At 47.0% G+C, this 24,960-nt stretch carries 23 protein-coding genes, 11 tRNA genes and 1 rRNA gene; 31 read left to right on the forward strand and 4 right to left on the reverse strand.

Annotated elements, in window-relative coordinates; translation table 11 throughout:
- Positions 1-59: 59 nt before the first annotated feature.
- On the reverse strand, positions 60-1,088 hold the full coding sequence (locus JSY36_RS13730) for a cytochrome d ubiquinol oxidase subunit II (protein WP_205166812.1): 1,029 nt from the start codon (positions 1,086-1,088) through the stop codon (positions 60-62).
- Positions 1,089-1,100: 12 nt separating this feature from the next.
- Positions 1,101-2,432 (reverse strand): cytochrome ubiquinol oxidase subunit I, encoded by a 1,332-nt coding sequence (locus tag JSY36_RS13735; protein ID WP_205166813.1) that lies wholly within the window; start codon positions 2,430-2,432, stop codon positions 1,101-1,103.
- Between the two features lie 532 nt (positions 2,433-2,964).
- Here JSY36_RS13735 and JSY36_RS13740 point away from each other — a divergent pair.
- The 3 genes from JSY36_RS13740 (at position 2,965) to JSY36_RS13750 (ending at position 7,778) form a co-directional block, all read left to right on the forward strand.
- Positions 2,965-4,029 carry an ABC transporter ATP-binding protein gene (locus tag JSY36_RS13740; protein ID WP_122901830.1) on the forward strand — a complete coding sequence of 355 codons (1,065 nt, stop codon included), beginning with the start codon at positions 2,965-2,967 and terminating at the stop codon, positions 4,027-4,029.
- Between the two features lie 227 nt (positions 4,030-4,256).
- On the forward strand, positions 4,257-5,915 hold the full coding sequence (locus tag JSY36_RS13745) for an ABC transporter permease (protein ID WP_122901832.1): 1,659 nt from the start codon (positions 4,257-4,259) through the stop codon (positions 5,913-5,915).
- A 468-nt stretch (positions 5,916-6,383) separates the two neighbouring features.
- Positions 6,384-7,778, forward strand: coding sequence for a sodium:solute symporter family protein (locus tag JSY36_RS13750; RefSeq protein WP_205166814.1), 1,395 nt, complete (start codon positions 6,384-6,386; stop codon positions 7,776-7,778).
- A gap of 208 nt (positions 7,779-7,986) precedes the next feature.
- Here JSY36_RS13750 and JSY36_RS13755 read toward each other — a convergent pair whose 3' ends face one another.
- Positions 7,987-8,754, reverse strand: a complete 768-nt coding sequence (locus JSY36_RS13755; RefSeq protein ID WP_205166815.1) for a rhomboid family intramembrane serine protease — start codon at positions 8,752-8,754, stop codon at positions 7,987-7,989.
- 337 nt (positions 8,755-9,091) lie between these two features.
- On the opposite strand from JSY36_RS13755, the gene acpS reads away from it, so the two are divergent.
- From acpS to JSY36_RS13830, 15 genes are all read left to right on the forward strand, one after another.
- Positions 9,092-9,448, forward strand: a complete 357-nt coding sequence (acpS, locus tag JSY36_RS13760) for a holo-ACP synthase (protein ID WP_205166816.1) — start codon at positions 9,092-9,094, stop codon at positions 9,446-9,448.
- Positions 9,449-9,522: 74 nt separating this feature from the next.
- On the forward strand, positions 9,523-11,055 hold the full coding sequence (locus tag JSY36_RS13765; RefSeq protein ID WP_205166817.1) for an NAD(P)H-hydrate dehydratase: 1,533 nt from the start codon (positions 9,523-9,525) through the stop codon (positions 11,053-11,055).
- Positions 11,056-11,101: 46 nt separating this feature from the next.
- Positions 11,102-12,175, forward strand: a complete 1,074-nt coding sequence (locus JSY36_RS13770; RefSeq protein ID WP_205166818.1) for a LolA family protein — start codon at positions 11,102-11,104, stop codon at positions 12,173-12,175.
- Between the two features lie 328 nt (positions 12,176-12,503).
- On the forward strand, positions 12,504-13,682 hold the full coding sequence (alr, locus tag JSY36_RS13775; RefSeq protein WP_205166819.1) for an alanine racemase: 1,179 nt from the start codon (positions 12,504-12,506) through the stop codon (positions 13,680-13,682).
- A 632-nt stretch (positions 13,683-14,314) separates the two neighbouring features.
- Positions 14,315-14,596: a CopG family ribbon-helix-helix protein gene (locus JSY36_RS13780; RefSeq protein ID WP_026688732.1), complete on the forward strand. Its 282-nt coding sequence runs from the start codon at positions 14,315-14,317 to the stop codon at positions 14,594-14,596.
- A 3-nt stretch (positions 14,597-14,599) separates the two neighbouring features.
- A complete protein-coding gene (locus JSY36_RS13785; RefSeq protein ID WP_026688731.1) occupies positions 14,600-14,950 on the forward strand; it encodes a type II toxin-antitoxin system PemK/MazF family toxin in 351 nt (116 codons plus the stop codon).
- A gap of 327 nt (positions 14,951-15,277) precedes the next feature.
- Positions 15,278-16,096 (forward strand): RsbT co-antagonist protein RsbRA, encoded by an 819-nt coding sequence (locus JSY36_RS13790; RefSeq protein WP_122901846.1) that lies wholly within the window; start codon positions 15,278-15,280, stop codon positions 16,094-16,096.
- Between the two features lie 13 nt (positions 16,097-16,109).
- Positions 16,110-16,466, forward strand: coding sequence for an STAS domain-containing protein (locus JSY36_RS13795; RefSeq protein WP_122901848.1), 357 nt, complete (start codon positions 16,110-16,112; stop codon positions 16,464-16,466).
- A 3-nt stretch (positions 16,467-16,469) separates the two neighbouring features.
- Positions 16,470-16,871 (forward strand): anti-sigma regulatory factor, encoded by a 402-nt coding sequence (locus tag JSY36_RS13800; RefSeq protein ID WP_122901850.1) that lies wholly within the window; start codon positions 16,470-16,472, stop codon positions 16,869-16,871.
- A gap of 14 nt (positions 16,872-16,885) precedes the next feature.
- Positions 16,886-17,899 carry a PP2C family protein-serine/threonine phosphatase gene (locus JSY36_RS13805; protein WP_122901852.1) on the forward strand — a complete coding sequence of 338 codons (1,014 nt, stop codon included), beginning with the start codon at positions 16,886-16,888 and terminating at the stop codon, positions 17,897-17,899.
- Between the two features lie 63 nt (positions 17,900-17,962).
- Entirely contained in the window at positions 17,963-18,292 is a 330-nt protein-coding gene (locus tag JSY36_RS13810) for an STAS domain-containing protein (RefSeq protein ID WP_122901854.1), read from the forward strand.
- 6 nt (positions 18,293-18,298) lie between these two features.
- Positions 18,299-18,796: an anti-sigma B factor RsbW gene (gene rsbW, locus JSY36_RS13815; protein ID WP_122901856.1), complete on the forward strand. Its 498-nt coding sequence runs from the start codon at positions 18,299-18,301 to the stop codon at positions 18,794-18,796.
- The gene (sigB, locus tag JSY36_RS13820; protein ID WP_122901858.1) at positions 18,759-19,547 is read left to right on the forward strand and encodes an RNA polymerase sigma factor SigB; all 789 of its coding nucleotides are present in this window, start codon (positions 18,759-18,761) and stop codon (positions 19,545-19,547) included. Before rsbW ends, sigB begins: the two co-directional genes overlap by 38 nt.
- Positions 19,548-20,159, forward strand: a complete 612-nt coding sequence (locus JSY36_RS13825; RefSeq protein ID WP_205166820.1) for a PP2C family serine/threonine-protein phosphatase — start codon at positions 19,548-19,550, stop codon at positions 20,157-20,159.
- Between the two features lie 278 nt (positions 20,160-20,437).
- Positions 20,438-22,618, forward strand: a complete 2,181-nt coding sequence (locus JSY36_RS13830) for a Tex family protein (RefSeq protein WP_205166821.1) — start codon at positions 20,438-20,440, stop codon at positions 22,616-22,618.
- Between the two features lie 160 nt (positions 22,619-22,778).
- Here the strand turns inward: JSY36_RS13830 and cmpA are convergent, their stop codons facing one another.
- Positions 22,779-22,895, reverse strand: a complete 117-nt coding sequence (cmpA, locus tag JSY36_RS13835) for a cortex morphogenetic protein CmpA (protein WP_205166822.1) — start codon at positions 22,893-22,895, stop codon at positions 22,779-22,781.
- A 141-nt stretch (positions 22,896-23,036) separates the two neighbouring features.
- On the opposite strand from cmpA, the gene JSY36_RS13840 reads away from it, so the two are divergent.
- From JSY36_RS13840 to JSY36_RS13900, 13 genes are all read left to right on the forward strand, one after another.
- The gene (locus JSY36_RS13840) at positions 23,037-23,501 is read left to right on the forward strand and encodes a SprT family protein (protein ID WP_122901867.1); all 465 of its coding nucleotides are present in this window, start codon (positions 23,037-23,039) and stop codon (positions 23,499-23,501) included.
- 149 nt (positions 23,502-23,650) lie between these two features.
- Positions 23,651-23,725, forward strand: a tRNA-Asn gene (locus tag JSY36_RS13845).
- A gap of 3 nt (positions 23,726-23,728) precedes the next feature.
- Positions 23,729-23,819 (forward strand) — tRNA-Ser (locus tag JSY36_RS13850).
- Between the two features lie 15 nt (positions 23,820-23,834).
- A tRNA-Glu gene (locus JSY36_RS13855) sits at positions 23,835-23,909 on the forward strand.
- 36 nt (positions 23,910-23,945) lie between these two features.
- A tRNA-Val gene (locus tag JSY36_RS13860) sits at positions 23,946-24,021 on the forward strand.
- Positions 24,022-24,035: 14 nt separating this feature from the next.
- A tRNA-Asp gene (locus JSY36_RS13865) sits at positions 24,036-24,111 on the forward strand.
- Between the two features lie 10 nt (positions 24,112-24,121).
- A tRNA-Leu gene (locus tag JSY36_RS13870) sits at positions 24,122-24,206 on the forward strand.
- An 11-nt stretch (positions 24,207-24,217) separates the two neighbouring features.
- Positions 24,218-24,303: transfer RNA gene (locus JSY36_RS13875), tRNA-Leu, on the forward strand.
- A gap of 52 nt (positions 24,304-24,355) precedes the next feature.
- Positions 24,356-24,432: transfer RNA gene (locus JSY36_RS13880), tRNA-Arg, on the forward strand.
- Positions 24,433-24,445: 13 nt separating this feature from the next.
- Positions 24,446-24,522, forward strand: a tRNA-Pro gene (locus tag JSY36_RS13885).
- A gap of 19 nt (positions 24,523-24,541) precedes the next feature.
- Positions 24,542-24,615, forward strand: a tRNA-Gly gene (locus JSY36_RS13890).
- A 65-nt stretch (positions 24,616-24,680) separates the two neighbouring features.
- Positions 24,681-24,757: transfer RNA gene (locus JSY36_RS13895), tRNA-Ile, on the forward strand.
- Between the two features lie 103 nt (positions 24,758-24,860).
- Positions 24,861-24,960: ribosomal RNA gene (locus JSY36_RS13900) — 16S ribosomal RNA — on the forward strand; the annotation flags it as partial.

Below are 24,960 nucleotides of genomic sequence, written 5' to 3' on the forward strand. Positions count from 1 at the left end.
ATCTATACTTTCTGTATTATAAAACAAACACGACTTGCATTATTCTATACAAAAAATGTTTATTTCTCCGCCTGAAGATACCGTTTGTCTTTCATAAACAGGCGCCAGAAGACAACGAATGCGGGCACGAGGATGGCCAGGCCGACACCGTAACCGACGAGTAGCCAGCGGAACATGGTGGGATCGGTAAACGCGTCCTGAATAGTCAGGTCAGGGTAAAGAATATACGGCATGTGGGAAAAACCGTACCCGAAGCTTGCAAGACCAAACTGAATGACGATGAAAATGACACTGAGCCGGGGTCTGCCCGGGTTTTCTTTACCAGAGGGGATGAAAAGAGCCGCATACCCGATGATAAAAGCTAGAAGGGAGAAGGCGAACAAATACCAGACGTTCATCATGTTTTCTACCATCCATCCGGCTTCCGGGAGAAGGGTAAATGTGGCTGCCACTGCGAAAAGAAGTGTGACGGGTCCGAGCCACAATGCGTTTTTCCTGTATACGAGGTAAGTCTTTTCGTTTTGAGCTTCCCTTGAGTAGTCACTCAGTAAAAGAGAAGCAAGGAAAAGCTCTGTACTGAGCCCGAACCCGATGTGTGTATAAAGAGTCGGGGAGGCAAAGATCTCGTTAAAAAGAAGGTAGTCCCGCCCTTCTCCGATAGATACGAAACCGCCGATTGCAATCGGCAGGGTGGCTACGAGGAGGGCGGGAATAAACAGTCCTGTCGTTCCGGAAATAATCGTCAGCATCCGTGAGTACTTTTTAGACGAATAGGCATACACCATAAAGGTCCCGCGGATAGTGAGTAAAATCAGGACGAAGCTGAACGGCAGAATCATCAGTGTCCCGAGATAGGATGCCGCCCCTGGGAAAAAGCCCACAAGAGCAACGACGAGAAGCACGAGAAAAACGTTTGTTACCTCCCAGGAAGGAGAGAGGTAACGGTTGGCGATCACGGAGGCTTCCGTATTTTCCTTCCGGGTATAGTACATAGCCCAAAATCCTGCTCCGAAGTCGATGGAGCCTGCTATAGCGTAGACGAACAGAAAAGCCCAAATGATCGTAATCGCAATATAGGGATCAGTCATTACCGTTTCCTCCTACACATTCATATTCTCAAGTTCTTTACTCACAGGGTTGCGGCCGAAGTAGAACTTCAGCACAAGAGACGTTAGGACGAGCAGGGTGACGTACAGGGCAATAAAAAGAGCGAATAAAAACCCGAGATTCCCGGAATTTGTTGCGGCCTCACTCGTAAGCTGAACCCCGTAGATGGTCCAAGGCTGACGGCCGGTACAGCTGAATATCCAGCCTGTTTCGATGCCAAGCATGGCAAGAGGCCCGGACGTAACGAGAACAGCGAGAATCCATTTGGGCAGTGCCTTTCTGGGGAAAACAAACCTGTAGAAGAGTGCCCCGAATGAGAGTCCGAGAAGTGAGAAGCCGATCCCTACCATAATGTTGAACAACGTATGAACAAACAGCGGCGGCCAGTACTCCTCCGGGAAGTCGTTAAGGCCCTGGACGACCCCGTCCGTAGACCCTGAGGCCAGCCAGCTGAGCATACCGGGTATCTCAATTCCCCCTACTACTTCACCCCGTTCAGGATCGGGGATGCCGAAAATGGCAAGGGGAGCGTTGTCCTGGGTTTCGAACAACCCTTCAGCAGCTGCCAGTTTGACAGGTAAATATTCATACAGCATTTTTGCCGTATCGTGTCCGTTCACAGCCGTATAAAGACTCATGACTGCCCCGATGATCAAAGAGATGGTCAGTCCTTTCCGGTGATACGCACGCTCGCTGTCGGACAGTTTGTTTTTCATTAATTTAAAAGCCGCGATGGAGGCGATTACAAATGCCCCTGCCATATAGGCTGTACTCACCACGTGAAGAACGGTTACATACACACTTGGATTGAAAACGGCTTCCCACGGACGTACATTCATAATTTCACCATTTACGACATCAAAGCCCCGGGGTGTGTTCATCCAGGCGTGTGCATCGGTAATAAGCACAGCAGAAGCAGTAGCACCTAAGGCGACCAGGGCCACACTCACAATCCTCATGGAATTTGACAGCCTGTCTGCTGCGTACACGTAAATAGACATAAACACCGCTTCAAGGAAGAAAGCGAAGATCTCCACCTGGAAAGGAAGGGCGATGACACGTCCTACGATGGCCATGTATCCAGGCCACAATAAGGACAGCATGACGCCGACAATCGTACCTGATGGAATAGCCACACCGAGGAGAACGGCGAACCCTTTCGTCCAGCGTTTGGCCATAACCCCATAATGGTCGTCTTTTTTAATGGCCCTGGTGATTTCCGCTACTAAAATCATAAGGGTAATACCAACACCTAATGTTGCAAAAATAATATGAAACGCCATGGAAGACCCAAAGAGCATTCTTGCTAATAACACTTCATCCATCTTTCACCGCTCCTCTTTATACAAGCTCTTTTTATCGTGCGACGTTGGTTGGGATTTATGCATTATTCTTCCAACAACAAAAAAGAATCATGAAAAAGGAGGAGGAAGACGACATTATCATATTCAAAAGAGCGGATAATACACTCATAGTGGAGGGGTTTGTGAACCTTTAATGAGAAATATGTGTTAAGGAACCTTGTTGATTTTTTTAAAAGAGTGGATTGCAGCGACTGAGCGGTGCCCCGCGGAAAGGGAGCGCAAAGAGCGTAAATCAACACCAGAGTTTAACATAACCAAGGAGAAAAAATGAAGCGTATACAAAATAGTTCGACGAATCACAGTTCCTTCGTTGACGTTAAAAAAAGCCGTGTGCTATAATCCATATATAATGAAAATCATTCTCAACTAACTAATAATAATTCTAAATAAGATATGACTTAAAAGATTATTAATAGAAACACATACAGTTCAGGCGCTCTGGAACGCTGCCTGCGCCTTTATTATGGGAACTGAACGAACTGGAGGTACACATATGAGTTTCATTCAGTTAAAAGGAATAACAAAATTCTTTCCAAAAACATTAAAACCCGCTGTTGATTCTCTGGATCTTTCTATTGAAAAAGGGGAAATCATTACCCTTCTCGGTCCGAGCGGCTGTGGTAAAACAACAACCCTCCGTATGATTGCCGGCTTTGAACAGCCTTCAACCGGGGAGCTTGTTATTGATGATAAAGAGGTATTTAACGCGGGACAGTCCCTGCCTCCGGAAAAACGGGGAATCGGCATGGTGTTTCAGGACTATGCACTGTTTCCTCATATGAGCATCTTAAAAAACGTCATGTTTGGCCTGAATAAATGGAGCACCCGGGAAAAGAAAAAACGGGCGAAGGAAGTACTGGAGCTTGTTGGTCTTGAGGATTATGCCACGCGATATCCGACGGAATTATCCGGCGGCCAGCAGCAGCGTGTCGCTCTTGCCCGGGCTCTTGCGCCGAAACCTCACGTTGTTTTGATGGATGAGCCGTTCAGTAACCTTGATGCGGGGCTTCGTGAAAAGATGCGGTATGACGTAACAAACATCCTACGTAAAGCAAACACGACTGCCATTATCGTCACACACGACCAGAAAGACGCTTTTGCTGTGTCTGACCGTGTGGTTGTCATGAACGAAGGTGTCATTCAGCAGATTGCCGCGCCGAAGGAAATGTACCGCTGTCCGAAAAACTGCTTCGTAGCCCAGTTTGTAGGAAAGACGAATCTTCTTACAGGAACAATGGACAACGAGCAGAAGTGTATCCATACCCATATCGGGAAAGTCGCTCTTCCTGAACAATGGAAGGAACGTCTTGAAACTGACAGTGTGAAGCTCTCTATTCGTCCGGAAGGGTGCCGTCTTGCAAAAGAAGGGCAGTACTGCGGGAAGGTAGAGCGTGTAACCTACGGGGGAGAATATCAGGAACTTTATGTACGTCTGCAATCGGATGAGATGCTCTCGAGAGAACCGATGGTCCTTTATGCACCAATTGAACAGGATGTGGAGATTGGCTCGATTGTATCGTTTGATATTAAGCCGGAGTTGGTTGCCCTTGTTGAGTAGATGAAGCGTAACGGAGAGCATTTAACCTCTTTTTCTCTGAAATGAGAGGTTAGATGCTTTTTTTATGGGCAGTACCTTCCTGATATTAATTATATTGTTTATTTAATGATAATTATTATAAATAAAATCCGTGATGTCAAGAGAAAAAGCATGATTTTTTTATTTGACTGTGACGTTGGTTATAGCAGAAGACAGATTAGTGCAATTATACAGGAGTTGTCATAGCGATGAGCAGCAACGAAGAACCGAACAACCAACCTCAAAAGAATAAACGCTCACCGAAGTCGTATTTTCGTCAGACTTGGCTGATGATCTGGAATGGGAATCCACCAGGGTTGGTCCTCTTTCTTTTCGGAGCTGTCACGGCTTTTATCATGGCTGTTCCCATTGTTTATGTGGTCTGGCGCTCTCTGTTTGCGGGAGTGGACCGCTGGATGCGGCTTCTGGATGACCGGATTCCGGGACTTCTCTGGAATACCCTGTCACTTACGTTCATGGTGACCCTGTTTGCGGTAATTATAGGTGTCTCCCTTGCCTGGTTTGTAAACCGTACCGACTTGCCGGGGCGTAAAACCTGGCAGTGGCTCCTCGCACTGCCGCTCGTTATTCCTCCATATGTAGGCGCGGTGGCATACATTATTGTAGCCGGTCCTACCGGGTGGCTTCGGGGGATGTGGAATGACACGGGATGGCTTCAGGCATTGTTCGGAGATTACCCCATTTCCATTTACTCATTTTGGGGTGTCTTTTTTGTACTGACCATGTTTACGTATCCGTACGTGTTTTTAATTGCCAGTGCGTCGCTTCGTAAGATGAACCGGAACTACGAGGAAGTAGCCCGATCCCAGGGGATGACGACCCGTCAGATCTTCTGGAAGATCAATCTTCCTTTTCTCCGTCCGGCGATCGGAGCCGGGGCGATTTTGATTGCCCTTTATGTGCTGTCTGATTTCGGGGCCATTGCGATGCTTCGTTACAACACGTTTACTGCTGCCATCTACTATCAGATGGGAAGTTTTGATACGTTATCGGCTACCGTACTGAGCGTGGTGCTCATTGCCCTGACGCTTGTGATTCTCTGGATCGAGAGTAAGAGCAGGCGCAGACAGAAGTACTACCAGACAACCAATACGTACAAAGCTCCGGATATTTTAAGTCTTGGACGGTGGAAATGGCCGACGCTTGTTTACGTGGTTCTGATTTTTTCAATGTCTGTCATCGTGCCGATCGGGGTTCTCATCTACTGGTCCTATGTAGGGATTTCATTTGGGGCAGTTGACTGGGATTTCTGGAAGTATGCATGGAACAGTGTGCGCGTATCAGGCCTTGCAGCGCTGTTATGTATGGTGCTTGCCCTTCCGATTATTTACATGAAGAGCCGCTACCCGAGCGTTCTTACAAGTGTAATTGATAAATTGAGCTATTCAGGTTATGCCCTGCCGGGTGTGATCGTGGCTCTTGGGATTATCTTTATTTTCAGTCAGTATTTCACGTTTTTATATAACACCTATTACTTGATTGCGATTGCCTTCGTGGTAAGGTTTCTGCCCCAGGCGATGCAGGCGGGGGAGGCATCACTGAGTCTGATCTCGCCCCGAATGGATGAAGCGGCGAGAAGTCTTGGCTATCCGCCGTGGAAAGTGATGATCAAGATCATCATTCCATCGATTCTGCCAGGTGTCCTGGCAGGGGGAGCTCTTGTGTTTGTAAGTTCGATCAAAGAGCTTCCTGCCACGCTCCTTTTGCGCCCGGCAGGATTTGATACCCTTGCTGTGCGGATCTGGGTGGACACGAGCGAAGCGATATACTACAGTGCGGCACCGGCGGCGTTGCTCATTATTCTGCTGTCGATTATTCCTTTGAAGTATTTGTTGAAGAAGTATTGAGGTGTGGCCGGTTCCCCTTGGTGGGGAGCCGGTTTTTTAGTGGTTTTTGAGGGGGATGTGGGGCTGACTTGTTTAATTGGATGTCTAACTGGGTTAATGGTCGTGCTAACTTGTTTAAAGCTTCGGCTAACTTGATTAACTCATTATGAGATGTTCTTTTCTGCGTACCTTTGTCTTTAAAAGATATGTGGACTAACTCGTTTAAACTCTTCATCTAAGTTGGTTAGTTCGTGCACCGCCAGTTGGGGGATTTGGAAAAACCATTCACCGCGTATCCTTTGTTCTGGAATGTACTATGGAAGCTATGACCTCCGCTCTAAGCAGGGGTTTACAGTAAGGTACTTCTTTCTTATAAAGCCTGATCAGGCAGGAGTTGCTTTTGGGAGTCTAGAAGAAAGGTTACTGACTGGGGTGGAATCAGATTCTGAAATTCAGGCCCCCTTCTTATAAAGAGAGAGGAGAGTAACGATGTATTCAGTAATGATTGTAATGTATTTAATCGTAGTAGTAGCTATTGGAGTATTCTTCAAGACGAAAGTGAAGGATATGGAAGACTTCGCCCTGGCTGGAAGGAACCTCAACACTCCCGTCCTCCTGGGAACATTGTTTGCTACATATATTGGTGGTGCCACAGTAGTAGGGTGGACCGGAAGCTTTTATTCATTAGGTATAGACTGGTGGTTCAGTGGTCTGGGAGCTATTTTGGGTATTGCTGCAGCGACTTTCCTGCTGGCGGAAAGGTTTAGAAATTTGAAGCAGTTTACGGTCCCTGACATGCTGGCACTCAGATATAACAACAGTACCCGCTTTGTAAGCTCCTTTATGATCATTATCGGTGACATCGCCATAGTGACTGTCCAGATACTTGCAATGACAGGGATTTTAGTTTCTTTTACCGATATTGAGAGAATGCCTGCCATGATCATTAGTATTGTCTCTTTTACACTCATCTCGCTTTTTGGAGGGATGAAAGGTGTGGCGTTTACAGACTCAATCCAGGCAGTCCTGATTCTGTTTGGTCTGATTGCAGGAGTGGGTGTCGTTTTTAATCTTGGGGGAGGCCCGGGAGCCGTTTTCGGTGCTCTTCCGGAAGGTTATTTTACCCCGTTTACTGACGTTACTGTACTGGGGGCAGTCGGAATGGCTATTGCTGCATTTGGAACAACAGCTGTTTCACAGTCGTTTATTTTTTCCAGAGTATTCTCTGCTAAAGATGCAAAAACGGCGAAACGCGGGTTGGTCTGGCTGATTCCAACAGCGCTGATCGGATACGGCCTGGTAGCATTAGTCGGTTTCAGCGGCCGGTCTATGCTGGGAGATGATATTCCTCCGAGCGATGTCTTTGCCACTGTCATTACAAGCTTAATGCCTCCCTTTATAGGCGGCGTTCTGATTGCCGTAATTATTGCTGCTATTGTAACTTCGACGAATTCGATCCTGCTTAGTTCAAGTGTAAACCTGACCCGGGATTTTTATCAGCAGTTTGCCAAACGGGAGATTTCAAGTAAAGAGATGATGAGAGTCGGACAGGTATCTGTTGTTGTCTTTGCCGCATTTGCATTTATTCTCGCCGTATTAATGCCTGATATTGTTACAGCGATTGTTTTTGCATATACAATGTACAGCGCAAGTCTGCTTGTTCCTCTTTACGCCGGCTATTTATGGAAAGGCGCAACTGCAGCCGCAGGTACCTGGGGTGTCATCAGCGGAGGCGGGACAGCTTTAGTGTGGTATATTCTCCAGGAGCCCCTGGGTCTGCCATCGATGATTCCGGCCATCATCGTTTCATTTGCGGTAGTCATCGGTGTAAGTATGGTGACGAAAAAGCCGACAGACGAGCAGCTGAAAGTTTTTCAACAGTAAAAAGTGAGTTGGGGAAGGTGCCTGAATGGTATCTTCCTTTTTTGGTTTTTGAGGGGGTTGCGCGGCTAACTTGTTTAATTGGGTTTCTAACTTGATTAATCGCAGTGCTAACTTGTTTAAAGCTTCGGCTAACTCGATTAAAGACTCGACTGACTTGATTAATCCATGCAAAACAAAAATTCCCCCTGACGAAAGGGGGAATAGAAATTTATATGAATCTCGATAAGATCCCGATGAGAACAAGAACAACGAGCACAGCAAACAGGACTTCCTGTGTCCGTTTTTTGCTCCGGGCTTTTTTGTTCCAACGGTCCGGATCGAATCCGATATCGTTATCGTCAGGTCTCGACCTCGCAGCAGCCGCGGCCCATGGGTTAAACGGACTTACCCGGTGAAGGATCAGGGGACCGAGGGCGGCTCCGGCGATGAGTCCGAATATGTGGGCGTAGATGTTTATCTGGGGATTCAGGAATGTCATTATGAGTCCGATAAACAGAATCGTGACCACGAGCTGGGCATTTCCTGAGTCGATCAGGTCTTTTCGCTGCAGTACCATATACAGGTAAATACCGAACAGGCCATAAATGGCGCCCGATGCTCCAAGGTGAGGAGGATAATCTACACCGCCGATCATCAGGGTGGCGATATTAGCCAGAAAGCCCGTTAGGAGGTAGGCAACAATAAATTTGAATTTACCGAGCATCTGTTCAAGGGCCGGGCCGAATAAGAACAGGGAAAAGGAGTTAAATGCCACGTGCATGAGAGATACATGCAGGAAAACCGGTGTAATCAGCCGCCAGTATTCCCCCATCATAACAGCGAGGTTGTATCCGACACCTCGTTGGTAGATGAAAAAACCCCCGAGACCCGGCAGGAAGTTTATCCATAGAAACAAGACGAAATGAATGGCGATTAGAGTTGTGACAATTGGGTAAGAACGAGTATAGGACTCAAAACTTTCGTTTCGTATGAACATAGCATACTCCTTTTGATTTAGGATCAGGTTTTTGGTTAAAACGCTATTTTCGTACTTATAGAAGGTAATGAAGCCGAAATGCCCGAGACTCCTGTGGCAGTGACGAGCGTTTCACACCACGAAATAGCTATTTCTCCCTGCTTGCCGGCACCGTCACGGAAAGCGAAGGGCACGTAGGCTTCAACTGTATTTACAATAAGCAACAACCTTTTAATGAGCAACGTTAAACTGATTTAAGAGTGTCAGAAATGCACTTCTAGTTTATCATATGAAGAAGCGGTGCGCCTTTATGAAGGTGCTTGAGGATGGACGAAACATTTCAGGAGGGGGATGCCGGGTGATAAAAGGTATCGGACTTGACGTTATTGAGCTTGAGAGAATTGCAGCGTTGTATAAAAGAAAAAACAGTTTTGCAGACCGTATTTTAACTGCGAAAGAGAAGGCGGTGTTTGAGCTCCTTGAAGATCAGAGAAAAACGGAATTTTTAGCGGGACGGTTTGCGGGCAAAGAAGCCCTGGCTAAAGCTCTTGGCTGTGGCATTGGCGAAGCGTTTTCGTTTCAGGATGCATCCATACTGGCAGATAAAAAAGGAAAGCCTCTTGTTTTTTTACATAAAGAAGTGGAGGGCGTGATGCACGTCTCCATTACCCATACTCAGACGGTGGCAGCGGCCCAGGTGATCTGGGAATGCTAGCTTGTCATGGCTAGTCTGCATATTGTGTTGGACAGTCTCATATAGTGTTATTGCGGATGGGAGGGAACGCAGACATGTACGTGGTAACGGGTGATGAAATGCGCCGAATTGATGCGTTTACCATGGATCAGGTTGGATTAAGTGACATGATGCTGATGGAGAATGCGGGAAGTGCGGTGTTTAACCGTCTTTTACAACGGATTGAACCGTCGGGGAGCAGGGTATTGGTGTTGATCGGAACAGGGAATAACGGCGGGGATGGCTTCGTGATCGGAAGGAAGCTGATGGAAGCAGGATTTGAGACAGAGGTATGGGTGGTGCCGCCTGATGAAAAAATCAGGGGGGCTGCAAAAGGGCATGCTGATGTATTCGCGAAGTGCGGACACCGGTATGGTTCTTTTGAAAAGGACAGCTCACTCTTTTATGAAAAGCTGACATCCTATACTCACGTCATTGACTGTTTGCTCGGCACCGGAGTAAAAGGAGAACTGAGATCTCCTTATCAGGAAGTGGTTGATGCTGTTAACCGCACGGATGCCTGTGTCATTTCTGTTGATATGCCAAGCGGAATTCCTGCTGAAGAGGGAGCTCCGGCTGCTGCGGGTATCCGTGCTGACCGGACGATGATCCTGCAGGCACCGAAAGAGACGACTTTTCTTTTTCCGTATGCTGAAAGCTTCGGAGAATGGGAAGTGGCGGACATCGGGATTCCTGATTGTTCATTTAAGAACAGCGGGATTACAAAGTATGTCCGGGGTGAAAGTGATGTATGCCGTACACTGCCGAAGCGGAAAGCCAACGTCCATAAAGGAGCAAACGGGAAAGGTCTTGTTGTCGGCGGTTCCAGAGGGATGCCGGGAGCTCTGAGTCTCACTACATTAGCGGCTCTTAGAACAGGCATTGGCCTCTGTACAGTGGCTCTGCCTGAAGACATTCGATTATTAGTGACTCAGAATGCTGCTGAAGCAACCTTGGTGAATTTGCCCTCACAAGACGGGGAGATTGCTCCGGACGGGCTTGAAGCCCTTGATCTGACTCCTTACGACGGTGTTGCCATCGGTCCCGGTATGGGAAGAGCCCACCGATATGACTTATACGGCTACTTTCGCGACTTTAAAGGGACCGTCGTGATCGATGCAGATGGACTGAACCATCTCTCCCGTGAACTGGAGAATTGGAAGGATGGCCGTGACAGACTGACCGTTATCACCCCTCACCCGGGTGAGATGGCCGTACTGACGGGGAAAACGATTAAAGAGGTTGAAAGAAACCGGTTCAGCATTTCCCGCCAGTTTGCCAGAGAGCATCAGATGGTTGTCGTCCTGAAAGGGCCTTATACTATTACCTCCACACCTGAGGGGGAGCAGTGGGTCAATACGTCGGGCAACCCGGCTCTGGCTAAAGGAGGGAGCGGGGATGTTCTGACCGGGATGATTCTGGCTTCTGTACTTCAGCACAGTCACAAAATTGAAGGCATTTTAAACGCTGTTTATGTCCACGGACATGCAGCGGACCAACTGATTCATGAGCGCGATGAGCTGGGCGTGACGGCATCGGATGTCATTAACCAGCTGCCTCGGGCATTTCATTCGCTCCGTTACCCTTAATCGTATCCCTCCTTTGTCGTCGAAATGACACAGAGGGGTTGAGTAAATGAAGAAGATAATGTCTCTTCTATTGTTAGCTGCATTCGCAATGGTGCTTGCTGCTTGTGGGGAAAAAAGTCAGGAAGATGTGATCGAAGCCCTTGATAAAAACCTGGATGATCTCCAAGGGTACAAGGCGACCGCTTCCATGACGCTGCAGACGGGCAAAGAGCCGCAGACGTATGAAGTGGATGTGTGGTATCAGTATCCGACTTTTTACAGAGTGGCACTGAGCAATGCGGAAAGTGACCAGAGTCAGATTATCCTGAGAAATGATGAAGGGGTGTTTGTTCTGACTCCGGCCTTGAACAAGAGCTTCCGGTTCCAGAGTGACTGGCCTGAAAATAACAGCCAGGTTTATCTCTATGAATCTTTGGTGAATGATATTTTAATGGATCCTGAACGAACGTTTACAGCAACGGATGAACACTATGTATTCCAGACAAACACAAATTACACGAACAAAAACCTGAACCAGCAGGAAATCATGCTTGATAAAAAGAGCCTGACACCGACATCGGTGAGAATTATGGACGTGGATCTTGAGACTCTCGTTGAGGTGAACTTCAGCGACTTTGAGCTGAACTCAACCTTTGATGAAGGAGATTTCGATATGGACCGCAACATGACCGGTGCCCAGTTGAACTCTGAAGTACCAACCATGGGTGGAGAAGGTGACGGGGAATCGGTCGTTGTGGAAGAAGAGGGTGCTGAGGAATCAGATGAAGAGATGTTCACGGTCTTTTTCCCAATGTACTCCCCGCAGGGAACCGCGTATAACGAGTCCCGTGAGCTTGATACAGAGAACGGCAGACGTGTGATCCTCTCTTATGATGGTGAACAGCCGTTTACCCTCGTTCAGCAGAGAAGCCGGGAGGTAACGGCAAGTACGCCGGTACAGATTACAGACGGGTCGCCGGTTGATTTAGGGTTTACCATCGGCGCAATCTCCCGTGACGGCAATACGACAAACGTGTCGTGGTCCTATGAAGGGACTGATTTCTTCCTCGCTTCCCAGCATCTGAGTGACGAAGAAATGCTGAGCATTGCAAGAAGCGTGTATGGAACAGAAGAGAAATAAGACAGAGAAGAGACTCTGGCGGCGCGGGCTGCCGGGGTCTTTTTTGCGCATGGGGTAGGAGTTCGGGGGCGTAACTTGATTAAACGGGCGGCTAACCTGTTTAAATGGAGATCTAACCTGTTTAAAGGGAGATCTAACTTGTTTAAATGGAGAACAAACCTGTTTAAATGAAGACCTAACCTGTTTAAACACCTCTTTAACTTGTTTGATCACTCTGCCGGAGTCCTGCAGGAAGCCACGAGTCCGGGCTCAACTGCATATTGACACGACTATAAAACCAATTAAAATGGAATACAGTGAAGAATGACCGAAAAAAGAGGTGCTTGTCTTGGGGAAGTTACTTGAGTTTTACCGCGATACGTGGGCAGAAGTAAACTTAAATGCAATAGAAGAGAACGTACAGGCAATCAAAAAGAGTCTTCCGGACGGTGTCGCGTACATGGCAGTTGTGAAAGCGAATGCCTATGGCCACGGAGCTGTAGACGTTGCGAGATCAGCACTTAAAGCCGGAGCGTCGTATTTAGGCGTCGCCATCCTGGATGAAGCACTGGCCCTCCGCCAGGCGGGAATAGAGGCGCCGATCCTTGTTCTTGGCTACGTGAGACCGGCAGATGCGGCTCTTGCAAAGAAATACAACATCACACTCACGGTCTTTCAAAAGGACTGGGTCAAGGATGCCTTGCCTCACTTGGAAGAAGGAAATGGAAAACTGAATCTCCACCTGAAAATTGACACGGGGATGGGGCGCATTGGTTTTCGGACGGAAGATGAGGGACGGGGACTCCTCGGGTTCCTCCGGCAGAACAGTTCCCTTTTTGAAGTGGAAGGGGCTTACACGCACTTTGCCACGGCTGACGAGAAAGGCAGGTCCTATATTGATGAGCAGCACAGGACGTTTGAACAGTTCCTCGGCTGGATGAAGGCAGAACTCAAAACGGCTCCTCCCTGTATTCACAGCGGGAACAGTGCTACTGCACTCCGGTACAAAGAATACTCATATAATATGGTCCGGGTTGGAATATCCATGTACGGCCTGGCGCCTTCTGAGGAAGTGAAAGAGGAGATTGATGTCCCTTTAAAAGAAGCCTTTTCCCTTCACAGCCGGGTCACTCATTGCAAGAAGCTGTCTGAAGGAGATGGTGTCAGTTACGGAGCTACGTACCGTGCGGAAAAAGAGGAATGGGTTGCCACGATTCCAATCGGTTATGCTGACGGATGGATCAGAGCGAACGCAAACGGCGGGGAGGTCCTCGTTAACGGCAGGCGCGCGCCGATCATCGGCCGTATTTGCATGGACCAGCTTATGATAGCGGTTCATGAAAACGTGCCGGTGGGTACGAAGGTTACATTAATTGGCAGCCAGGGTGCTGAGACAGTCTCTGCAGATGAGGTTGCAAGACGCCTCGGAACGATCAATTACGAAATCCCGTGTATGATCAGCTACCGCGTTCCACGAGCGATTTATAAAAACGGTGAACTGATCCACCTTCATAACGAAGTATTTTAACGGGCTTATTGTAAGAAGCGATGCAGCCGGAATGTCCGAAAACATCGGCGGTTGTGCGCGCCAGAACCGCGCTGAAAATACCGTCGCCACTTTAGTGCTTTAATTTATGGTGTGTTAAAAATCATTGTATTTTATAAAAGTGATTGATTGTAGCAAGTGCGCGACACTCCTGCGGGAAAAGCAAGTAGTTCCGGAGAGGCCCGGCAGACACGAGAGATGATTCGACGCAGGCTACTGCAGAGCATAGCTGCAGAGGAAGAAGCAGTATGTCGAGGAGGCTCCCGAACGGTCCGGGGAAAGCGCAATGAGCGTAAAGCCACACGGGAGTTTAACACACTCCTGCGTATAAAAGGTAAATTTGGCTGATAATGACTAAACCTGAACAAATTCCGCAAAATAAAAAAAGGATATTTCACATCGGCAGAGAATATGGTTTATAGTGCGTGTTTTTCAGACCGGAAAAAAGGACGGCAACAGTGTTTCAGCATAAGCGTGAAGAGGCCTCGATTCTTTTCGGTTACCAAACACGATTCGCTGTAAAATTACAAATGCCACTTTGCAAAGGCCGCTGGCTAGTGATATGATGAAATAGGAATAAAATCAGGGTGTTAGCTGCGTTGGAGGTGTTTTTTGTGTCTGAAGAGAACACAAAAAGAATAATGGTAAGTTTGCCACAACATCTAGTGAATGAATTGGACGGATTACTCGAAGACAAAGAAGATGTTAACCGAAGTGAAATCATTCATCAAGCAACGAAAATGTACCTTCGTGAACGAAAGAAGAGCAAGATTCGTGAAACAATGCAACAAGGGTACATGGAAATGGCAAAAATTAATCTTAACATTGCGACGGAAGCCTTTCTTGTTGAGGAGGAGGCAGAGCACACTTTAGATCGCTTAGTTAGTGGGGTGTAACGGTTGATTGTAAAACGCGGTGACGTTTATTTTGCGGACCTATCACCCGTCGTTGGTTCCGAGCAAGGAGGCGTTCGACCGGTTTTAATCATTCAAAATGATATCGGCAACCGTTTCAGTCCTACCGTGATTGTCGCTGCAATCACCGCTCAGATTCAAAAAGCCAAGCTTCCTACTCACGTTGAGATTAATGCGAAGCGCTACGGCTTTGACAGGGATTCCGTAATCCTATTGGAACAGATTCGAACCATTGATAAACAGCGTCTCACAGACAAGATTACACATCTTGATGATGATATGATGCTGAAAGTAAATGATGCTCTCATGATTAGTTTAGGTCTTATTGATTTTTAAGCCGGCAGATCATATGGGAAAAGTTGCTTTTTCAATTGAAGAAAGCAACTTTTTTTGTGGGCAAAATTCAGGATCCTGGGGCACAGGGCGGCACTTATGGTTCCCCTGACGAACACCGGCGGAAAAACAGCCGGTTTTTTTCAATGGTTGTCTGCTGCCGGCAGATGAACAGGCAGGCTCAGCCAGGGGACTACACTGTCTTTTTTCAGAAAAATCTGGCGAAAAAAACCAATTTACATTAACTAGCAGACAGACAATCATTGCATTCACTGTTAATCAGTGAAATAATGAAAGTAATTATGTTGCCTAAAATGGGGGAAAGTCTAAATGAACCATAAGATCCGTGCATTAATTCATGAGTATAAGTCTACAATTACCGATGAATGGATGGAAGAAGTAGAAAAGTTTCGTGAAGATGATTACCTGCAAAACATTTCTGACACCGTTTATCGGAACACAAATCGTGAATTTGTGGACATGCTTTTTCAGACGATGGATCGTGACAAAGAGCAGGTTAAAGAATCAATCAGTGAATACACCGACCGGCTTATTCAGCTAGGGTGGCCGTTAAATTATATTACACGGGGCCTTCAGGAGTTCCGGAAAGCAGCGATTGAGACCCTGAACCAAAAAGAAGAACACCGGTACCGGGATGTGTATGATGAAATAGAAGACTGGACCGATGAGATTGTTAATATCGTAGTGAGTCATTATTCCGGTACGTGGGAAAACACTGTATTTTTACAACGGATGGCATTAAAAGAGCTTTCGGCTCCTTTGATTCCGGTCTTTAATAACATCAGTGTTATGCCGCTGATCGGAACGATTGATACGGAGCGTGCAAAGCAGATTATGGAGAACCTGCTTACGGGGGTTATTGAGCACCGTTCACAGGTTGTCCTTATTGATATTACAGGGGTTCCTGTTGTTGATACGATGGTTGCTCACCATATCATTCAGGCATCAGAAGCAGTCCGCCTAGTGGGTGCAAAGTGTATCCTCGTTGGTATACGCCCTGAAATTGCACAAACAATCGTAAACCTGGGTATTGATCTGGGGAAATTCCCTACGAAAAGCAGCCTGAAAAAAGGAATTGAAGCAGCACTGGAAATGACATCTCGACAAATCATAGAGATCAACGAGTAAGGAGGAACTTGCTTTGAGAATCCCAATTTTAAAACTTCATGATTATCTGTTGATTTCGGTCCAGGTTGATTTAGATGACCAAACCGCACTGCAGTTTCAGGAAGACGTCTTAAACAAAATACACCTGGAAGGTTCAAGAGGTGTAGTAATTGATCTGACATCCGTTGATATGATTGACTCTTTTATCGCAAAAGTCCTTGGGGATGTGGTCGATATGTCCAACCTTATGGGAGCAAAAGTAGTTCTGACGGGAATACAGCCGGCGGTTGCGATCACGTTAATTGATATGGGAATCGTTCTGGATGAAGTGCCGACAGCTTTAGATCTTGAGCAGGGGTTAGACAGACTCCAGCAAGAATTGGAGGGGTGATGAATGCAAGTCCAAACCCATGTAGATATTCACAGTGAGTGGGGGATCGTGGCTGCTCGGCAAGCTGGTCGTAAATTAGCCCGAGAAATCGGGTTTGGATCTGTCGATCAGGCCAGAGTGACGACGGCGATTTCCGAACTTGCGAGAAACATCTACCTATACGCAAATAAAGGACAAATTTATATTGAAGAAGTCACCTCCTCCGGCAAACGTGGAATTAAAATCATCGCTGCTGACGAAGGTCCGGGAATCAAAGACATTCGCAGGGTTATGGAAGACGGATATACTACATCCGGAGGTTTAGGTGCAGGATTACCCGGAGTCAAACGGTTAATGGACGAGTTCAAGATTGATTCTGAACTCGATGAAGGTACAACAATCAGTGCGATAAAGTGGCTCCGATAAGGAGGTTCTAGAACTTGGAAAAGACAAAGCTATCCATGTATCAATTATACAAAGACATGTTAAATACGTATCTGGACTCAAAAAGCGAACATGCTTTATATGCAGCTCAGCAATTCAGTAAAGAGATGATGGAAAAAGACATGTCTCCTGAGGAAATGGTTAGCTTGCATATGTCGGTGTTTCAGGAAATGGTCCCGGAACTTCCTGAAGAGGTTGTCGATTCATTCGACCTTCTCCTCGAAGTGATGATCGGCTATGGTCTGGCATACCGTGAGCATCAGAGTTTGAGAGACAGGCAGCGGCAGCTCGAATCAGAGATTAATGTCGCTGCCCAGATGCAGCAGTCACTTCTGCCGGAAGATAAAGTCAGTGCACCGGAAGTGGACCTTGGTGTTATCAGTGTGCCTGCCGGTAAAATGAGTGGCGATTATTATCATTATATCCAGGACGACCACGGATGCATTGGTCTGGCTGTCGCGGACGTAATCGGAAAAGGAGTCCCGGCAGCCATGTGTATGTCCATGATTAAGTACGCGATGGACAGCATGCCTGAACAGCGGCTGCAGCCGGCTGCTCTTCTTGAGAGCCTTAACCGTGTTGTAGAACGGAACATTGACAGCAACATGTTCATTACCATGGTCTATGGTTCCTACGATCCTCGAAATCACCGTTTCTACTATGCAGGAGCAGGTCATGAGCCTGGTTTCTATTACTCAAAAAAGACCGATTCCTTTGAAGAATTGACAACAAAAGGACTCGTTCTCGGACTGTCACAAAAAGTGACCTATCAGGAGTATGTGAAAAATGTAGAACCAGGTGATTTCTTTGTGCTGCTTTCCGACGGGGTGACAGAGTGCAGGACGGAAGACGGTTTTATTGAACGTGAGCAGATCACCGATATGATTCGAAAACACATTGACCTGCCGGCTCAGGATATAGTGAACCTTGTGTACCGGGAGCTTGAAAAGATGCAGGACTTCCAGTTGAAGGACGATTTCACACTTTTAATTTTAAGAAGAAGTGTTTAGCCTGATATTTAAAAGGGTATATAGCCATACTATGAGTATATTCGCAATTCAGGAGGGGAAGTTATGAATCTTCATATTGATATAAAAGAGAACGGACCAGAAAGATACGTATCATTGGCCGGTGAAATTGATGTTTATACAGTGCCGAAACTTAAAGAAGAACTCATACCTGTAACAGAAGAGCCGAATAAACAAGTAATTGTGGACCTTTCAGGTATTAATTATATAGACAGTACAGGACTTGGTGTATTTATCGGTGCCCTTAAAGCAACAGACCAGAGCGGGAGTTCGCTGAAGATAACTGGTGTCAACGACCGGGTGCGCCGTCTGTTTACAATCACAGGTCTTGATGAAGTGATTGAAATTGAAGTTAATGAAAGAGAGGAGGCGTAAAAACGGATGTCTACCACGAAACCTGATTTCATTGAGATGAAGCTTCCTGCAAAACCCGAGTATGTCGGGGTGGTCCGCTTGACTGTTTCTGGAATCGCGAACCGTCTCGGTTACTCTTACGATGATATAGAGGATATTAAAATTGCTGTAGCTGAAGCGTGTACCAATGTTGTTAATCATGCATATAAAGGTGAAGCCGACAGCGAGCCGGTGATGACGATCGGATGTGGCGTGTACGAAGATCGTTTGGAACTGATGGTTGCTGACAAAGGAAACAGTTTTGATGTTGATTCATTAAAGCAGAACCTCGGGCCGGTAAGTGCCGAGCAGCCTGTGGAAGAACTTAAGGAAGGAGGGCTTGGGCTCTTCCTGATTGAAACATTGATGGACAAAGTGGAAATTAGCGGAGATTCAGGGGTCATCATTGTGATGACAAAGTTCCTTCAGAGAGATGGGGTGGAACGAAATGGCAACGGAATCTCAACATCGACAACGCAACAATAAGGACTATATCTACGAATGGATTGACGAATTTCAAAGAACAGGGGATGAAGAAATCCAGACCAAACTGGTCATGGAATACGAAGGACTTGTTCATTCCCTTGCGAGAAAATTCTCTAAAGGGCAGCGGCACGATGAGGACCTTATCCAGGTTGGTATGATCGGACTGATTGCGGCCCTTCGCCGTTTTGACCCTGCTTTTGCAAGGAGTTTTGAATCGTTTGCGGTTCCTACCATCGTAGGTGAGATCAAGCGGTTTATCCGTGATAAGACCTGGAGTGTCCATGTTCCGCGGAGGATCAAGGAACTCGGTCCGAAAATCAAAGCAGCGGTTGAAGAACTTACTGTTAACCTTCAGCGCTCTCCCCGTGTAGAGGAGATTGCCAATCAGATCGGTGTTTCTGAAGAGGAAGTCCTTGAGACGATGGAGATGGGCAAGAGTTATCAGGCTCTCTCTGTTGACCGTTCGATTGAAGCTGATGATGAGGGCAGCGCAGTAACCCTTCTTGATCTGGTAGGCTCTACTGAAGAAGGATACGAGAAAACTGATCAGCAGATGCTTCTTCAGAAAGCTTTCCACGTGTTGACCGAACGTGAACGTCAAATCCTTCATTACACGTATTTTGAGAACATGAGCCAGAAAGAAACGGGCGAACAGCTCGGTATCTCTCAAATGCATGTATCACGTTTGCAAAGGAGAGCCCTTCAGAAGTTAAGAGAATCCATTCGTATTGAACCATCGGAGTGCTTGTAAATGATTAAACACCACCAGCTGAACGACATTGAAATAACGTCTTATTACACCGCGAAACAGGGAAACTGGTGTTCGGGTGATGCCTTTTATGTTTCAAGCGGTGATGAGTATGTGATCTGTGCAGTGGTAGATGGGCTTGGCAGCGGAGAGGAAGCGATGGAGGCTTCTTCGGCGGTCATTAAGGTGATTGAAGCACATAAGGATGAAAGCGTTGAAGTACTTATGGATAAGTCCAACAAAGAGTTATGGCAAAAACGCGGTGCTGTGATGACGATCATGAAGATTGATCAGCGCACACAGGAGATCATCTACAGTAATGTAGGCAATATCGGATGTATCTTTTATCCGCCTTCTGGGAAACTGGTAAGGCCTATTCCCTCTAGAGGGTATTTGTCAGGTAAAAGACAGAAGTTCAAAGCTCAGCGGATCAGCTTTGAAAAAGGAATGACCTTTATTCTTTACTCTGATGGACTGACGTTCGATCCTGTTTTTCATCAGTTCATGGCTAAAACCCCGTCGACGAAAAAAGCGATGGAACAAGTGATCGGTGGAATGGCTGATACATCAGACGATACGACGATTTTAATAGGGAAGGTATCTCTCGGCGTGTAGGGGAGATACCTTCTTTCTGTTTGGGTATATCGCACAAGGATAGCGCAGCGCTGAGGAGGATCCCGGACCGCCCGCGGAAAGGGGATGTATTCCGTTCAACAAATGGATTACGATGCAGGGTTGTAACACCCTTCCTAATTCTTATGAAGGGCATCCGTATAGCTGAATAAAGACCATCACTGACGAACGATTTACAATAATGGGCCTGCACAGCAGGTGGTTTTTTCTTTTATTCTCCGATAGAATGAAGAGTAGAAACGGGACAGGAGGCCAAACAAATGGAATGGACCGATGAACAGCATACGTTGCTTAAACATGTGACAAATGCGGTGAAATTAAAGGAAAACCGCGTTAAGAATGTAATTGATTTATCCGAGGAAGGGAACACTGTTCCCTTTATCGCCAGATACCGTAAAGAACTAACCGGAGGAATGGACGAAGAGCAGATCCGTTCTATTTTAAAAGAGTGGGAGTATGCGAACAGTCTCGCTAACCGAAAGAGTGAAGTGATCAGGCTGATTGATGAACAGGAGAAACTCACGCCTGAGCTGAAGAAAAAAATTGAATCTGCAGTAAAACTTCAGGAACTTGAAGACCTGTACAGACCCTATAAACAAAAACGTCGGACGAAAGCAACGATGGCAAAAGAGAAAGGCCTTGAACCTCTTGCGGAATGGCTGCTCTCCATGCCTCAAAACGGAGATCCTGATCAAGAAGCGAAGAAGTATGTTAATGAAGAAAAAGAAGTGGTGAATCAGGAAGATGCTCTGCAGGGAGCGCGGGATATTATCAGTGAAGTCCTGTCTGATGATCCTGAAATAAGGAAGAAGGCCCGTCAGCTTACGAGCAATGAAGGATGGTTCGTCTCCCAGGTGAAAGATGAGTCTTTGGACGAAAAGGGCATCTACGAAATGTATTATACATACGAGGAATCTGTAAAAAAGATCGTCCCTCACCGGGTATTGGCCATGAACCGGGGGGAAAAGGAAAAAGTACTTAAGGTTGGGATCCGCCCGCCCCGGGAACGCATTGTCGCTTTTGTTGAAAAACAGTACATTCCTAAGACGACGGTGGCTGCAGAACACCTGAAAGAAGCGATTGAAGATGGTTACAAACGGCTGATCGAACCGGCTGTTGAGCGGGAAATCCGAAAAGAGGCAACAGAAACCGCTGAAAAACAAGCGATCCACATTTTTTCGGAAAATCTGCGAAATCTTCTTTTGCAGCAGCCCTTAAAGGATAAGGTCGTTCTTGCCGTAGACCCCGCATACCGAACAGGCTGTAAGCTGGCGGTGGTTGATGGTACCGGTAAAGTGCTCGATATTGCCGTCATCTATCCGACGCCTCCACGAAATGAAGTGGATAAAGCGCGGACGGTAGTGAAAAAAATGATTGCAAAACACGGGGTGAATGTGGTTGCCGTAGGTAATGGAACAGCCTCCCGTGAAACGGAGCAGTTCGTAGCAGATACCATTAAAGAGCTTGATCAGGAGGTCTTTTATGTAATTGTGAATGAGGCTGGAGCCAGTGTTTATTCCGCCTCGAAACTCGGAAAAGAAGAGTTCCCGGATCTTCAGGTGGAAGAAAGAAGTGCCGTATCCATCGGCCGCCGCCTGCAGGACCCTCTGGCTGAACTAGTGAAGATCGATCCTAAGTCAGTAGGGGTAGGACAGTATCAGCATGATGTAACCCAGTCCCAGTTGAACGACTCTCTTACGTTTGTCGTTGAAACAGTGGTTAACCAGGTTGGTGTGAATGTGAATACGGCTTCTGTCTCTCTTTTGCAATATGTTTCCGGGCTGTCGAAGTCTGTAGCTACTAACATTGTAAAACGCAGAGAGGAAGAAGGACGGTTTACGAGCCGTGTCCAATTGAAAAAAGTGCCCCGCCTTGGTGCGAAAACTTACGAACAGGCGATCGGGTTCATGCGGATCGCCGATGGAAAACAGCCTCTTGATCAGACCGGCATTCACCCGGAGAGCTATCCTCTGACTAAAGAGATCATGGAGAAGCTGTCCATCGGAGCGGGCGACATTGGGACATCGGCGGTTACGGAAAAGCTTAAGGGGATTAATGCCCAGGAACTGGCAGATACTCTTGGAGCTGGACTGCCTACAGTGAAGGATATTCTCGATGCGCTGGCTAAACCAGGCAGGGACCCCCGCGATGACGTGCCGCCTCCGGTGCTGAAGCAGGATGTTCTTTCAATGGAGGACCTGGAGAAAGGGATGGAACTGAAAGGGACTGTCAGAAACGTGGTGGACTTCGGTGCCTTTGTTGATATCGGTGTAAAGCAGGATGGGCTCGTCCACATTTCCAAACTCACGAACCGTTTTGTTAAACATCCAATGGAGGTTGTCTCTGTAGGTGATGTGGTGACGGTATGGGTGGGAGACGTGGATCATAAAAAAGGCCGTATTGCTCTGACAATGCTTGAGCCGCAGAAACAGACCACATAATGAAAGTGAATAGGAATAGCGTGCACTTCTCTTCCGTTGTTATCAGGCAATGAGCTGATGCTGCCGCCGGTGTAACCGGACGGGCGGCAGCAAAGCCATTGTCTTTTTACTTTCTCTGAGGCTCTCCTTGCATTCAAGAGTAATTTTTATTGAGCATAGATCATGTTTCCTGATCACTGCTTTTGTAATAAAACCAGCATTGGTTCAGTACTTTAATTCTCCGGCGGTCCTTATTGTAGTAGGCTTCTTTTAGTTGCTTTTTCAGCCACGCGGGCATCCAGAATCCTCCTTTACATGGAGATTGGCCTATGGACGTTGAAATGTTCATTAGTATTACATACTATATGCCGTAGGGTTTGTCTGTGTTATTGTAATAAAGTAATCTTGTCTGACTGACGAACAGCGGAGGGGTTGGAGTATGACTGACTTGGAACTTCAAAAGCTTGTGGAAGGTATATCGGAGGCAAGCTTTAACAGACCATTTAAACATAAAGCCACCTTTAACCCCCGGTTAAGAACAACCGGCGGCCGTTATATGCTCCAGTCCCACAATATCGAGATGAACCCGAAACAGCTGGAGCAGTTCGGGGAAGAGGAGTTTATTAAAATTGTTAAGCATGAACTCTGTCATTACCATCTTCATATAGAAGGGAGAGGGTATCAGCACAAAGATGCCGACTTCAAACAACTTCTTAAAAAGGTGGGAGGATCAAGGTTCTGCCAGGTTGTTCCGGGGATGCGCCGAAGATCGAAAACTCTTCACATCTACACGTGTAAAAAGTGCGGGATTCAATTTAGAAGAAAGCGCCAAATTGACTTGAAGCGTTTTGTTTGCGGGAGGTGCAGAGGGCGTCTCGAAAAAATAAAAACAATTTCCCAATAAAACATTGACGCTTATTTTTAACTGTGGTACATTATAAAAGTCGCTGAAACGGACAAGCGTTGAAACGGCGGCTCGAAAGACCTTGAAAAAGGATATTGACTTTGCTTTTAACTTCCGTTAAAATATAAAAAGTCGCTAAAAAACATTATTCCACAGTAGCTCAGTGGTAGAGCAATCGGCTGTTAACCGATCGGTCGTAGGTTCGAGTCCTACCTGTGGAGCCATACGGAGAAGTACTCAAGTGGCTGAAGAGGCGCCCCTGCTAAGGGTGTAGGTCGCGCAAGCGGCGCGAGGGTTCAAATCCCTCCTTCTCCGCCAGTTCTTTTTTAAGCTGGCCCGTTGGTCAAGTGGTTAAGACACCGCCCTTTCACGGCGGTAACACGGGTTCGAATCCCGTACGGGTCACCATTTTTTGTTTACAGAGTTTCAAAGACAACAGCATACGGAGGATTAGCTCAGTTGGGAGAGCACCTGCCTTACAAGCAGGGGGTCGGCGGTTCGAGCCCGTCATCCTCCACCATTCTTATGAATGATGGTCCCGTGGTGTAGCGGTTAACATGCCTGCCTGTCACGCAGGAGATCGCCGGTTCGATCCCGGTCGGGACCGCCATTTTTCATGTGCGGGTGTGGCGGAATTGGCAGACGCGCTAGACTTAGGATCTAGTGCCTTCGGGCGTGGGGGTTCGAGTCCCTTCACCCGCACCATATTATTTTTAGCGGTCGTGGCGGAATGGCAGACGCGCTAGGTTGAGGGCCTAGTGGGGGAGACCCCGTGGAGGTTCGACTCCTCTCGACCGCACCATACATATTCATTATTGATATGTAACGAATGACATATACGCCTATTTTAATAGGCGCCCGTAGCTCAATTGGATAGAGCGTCTGACTACGGATCAGAAGGTTAGGGGTTCGACTCCTCTCGGGCGCGCCATACTTAATTTATACGGGAAGTAGCTCAGCTTGGCAGAGCACTTGGTTTGGGACCAAGGGGTCGCAGGTTCAAATCCTGTCTTCCCGACCATTTTTTAACTTAAAATAATGCGGGTGTAGTTTAGTGGTAAAACCTCAGCCTTCCAAGCTGATGATGTGAGTTCGATTCTCATCACCCGCTCCATAAAATACTTTTAAAAACCTCTTGCAATCAGCTGTCATACAGGATATGATGGGAAAGTTGCTCGGGGGCCTGTAGCTCAGCTGGTTAGAGCGCACGCCTGATAAGCGTGAGGTCGGTGGTTCGAGTCCACTCAGGCCCACCATTTTTGACCTTTGAAAACTAAACAAAAAGCCAAGCGAAACGTGGGATAATGACAAATTATCCCGTCAATGAATGAATTAAATGATGTCAGAGACATCAAACTTTCTATGGAGAGTTTGATCCTGGCTCAGGACGAACGCTGGCGGCGTGCCTAATACATGCAAGTCGAGCGGACTGATGGGGAGCTTGCTCCCCTGACGTCAG

This window comes from Alteribacter salitolerans (assembly GCF_016901055.1).
In the GTDB taxonomy this organism is placed as follows: Bacteria; Bacillota; Bacilli; order Bacillales; family Salisediminibacteriaceae; genus Alteribacter; species Alteribacter keqinensis.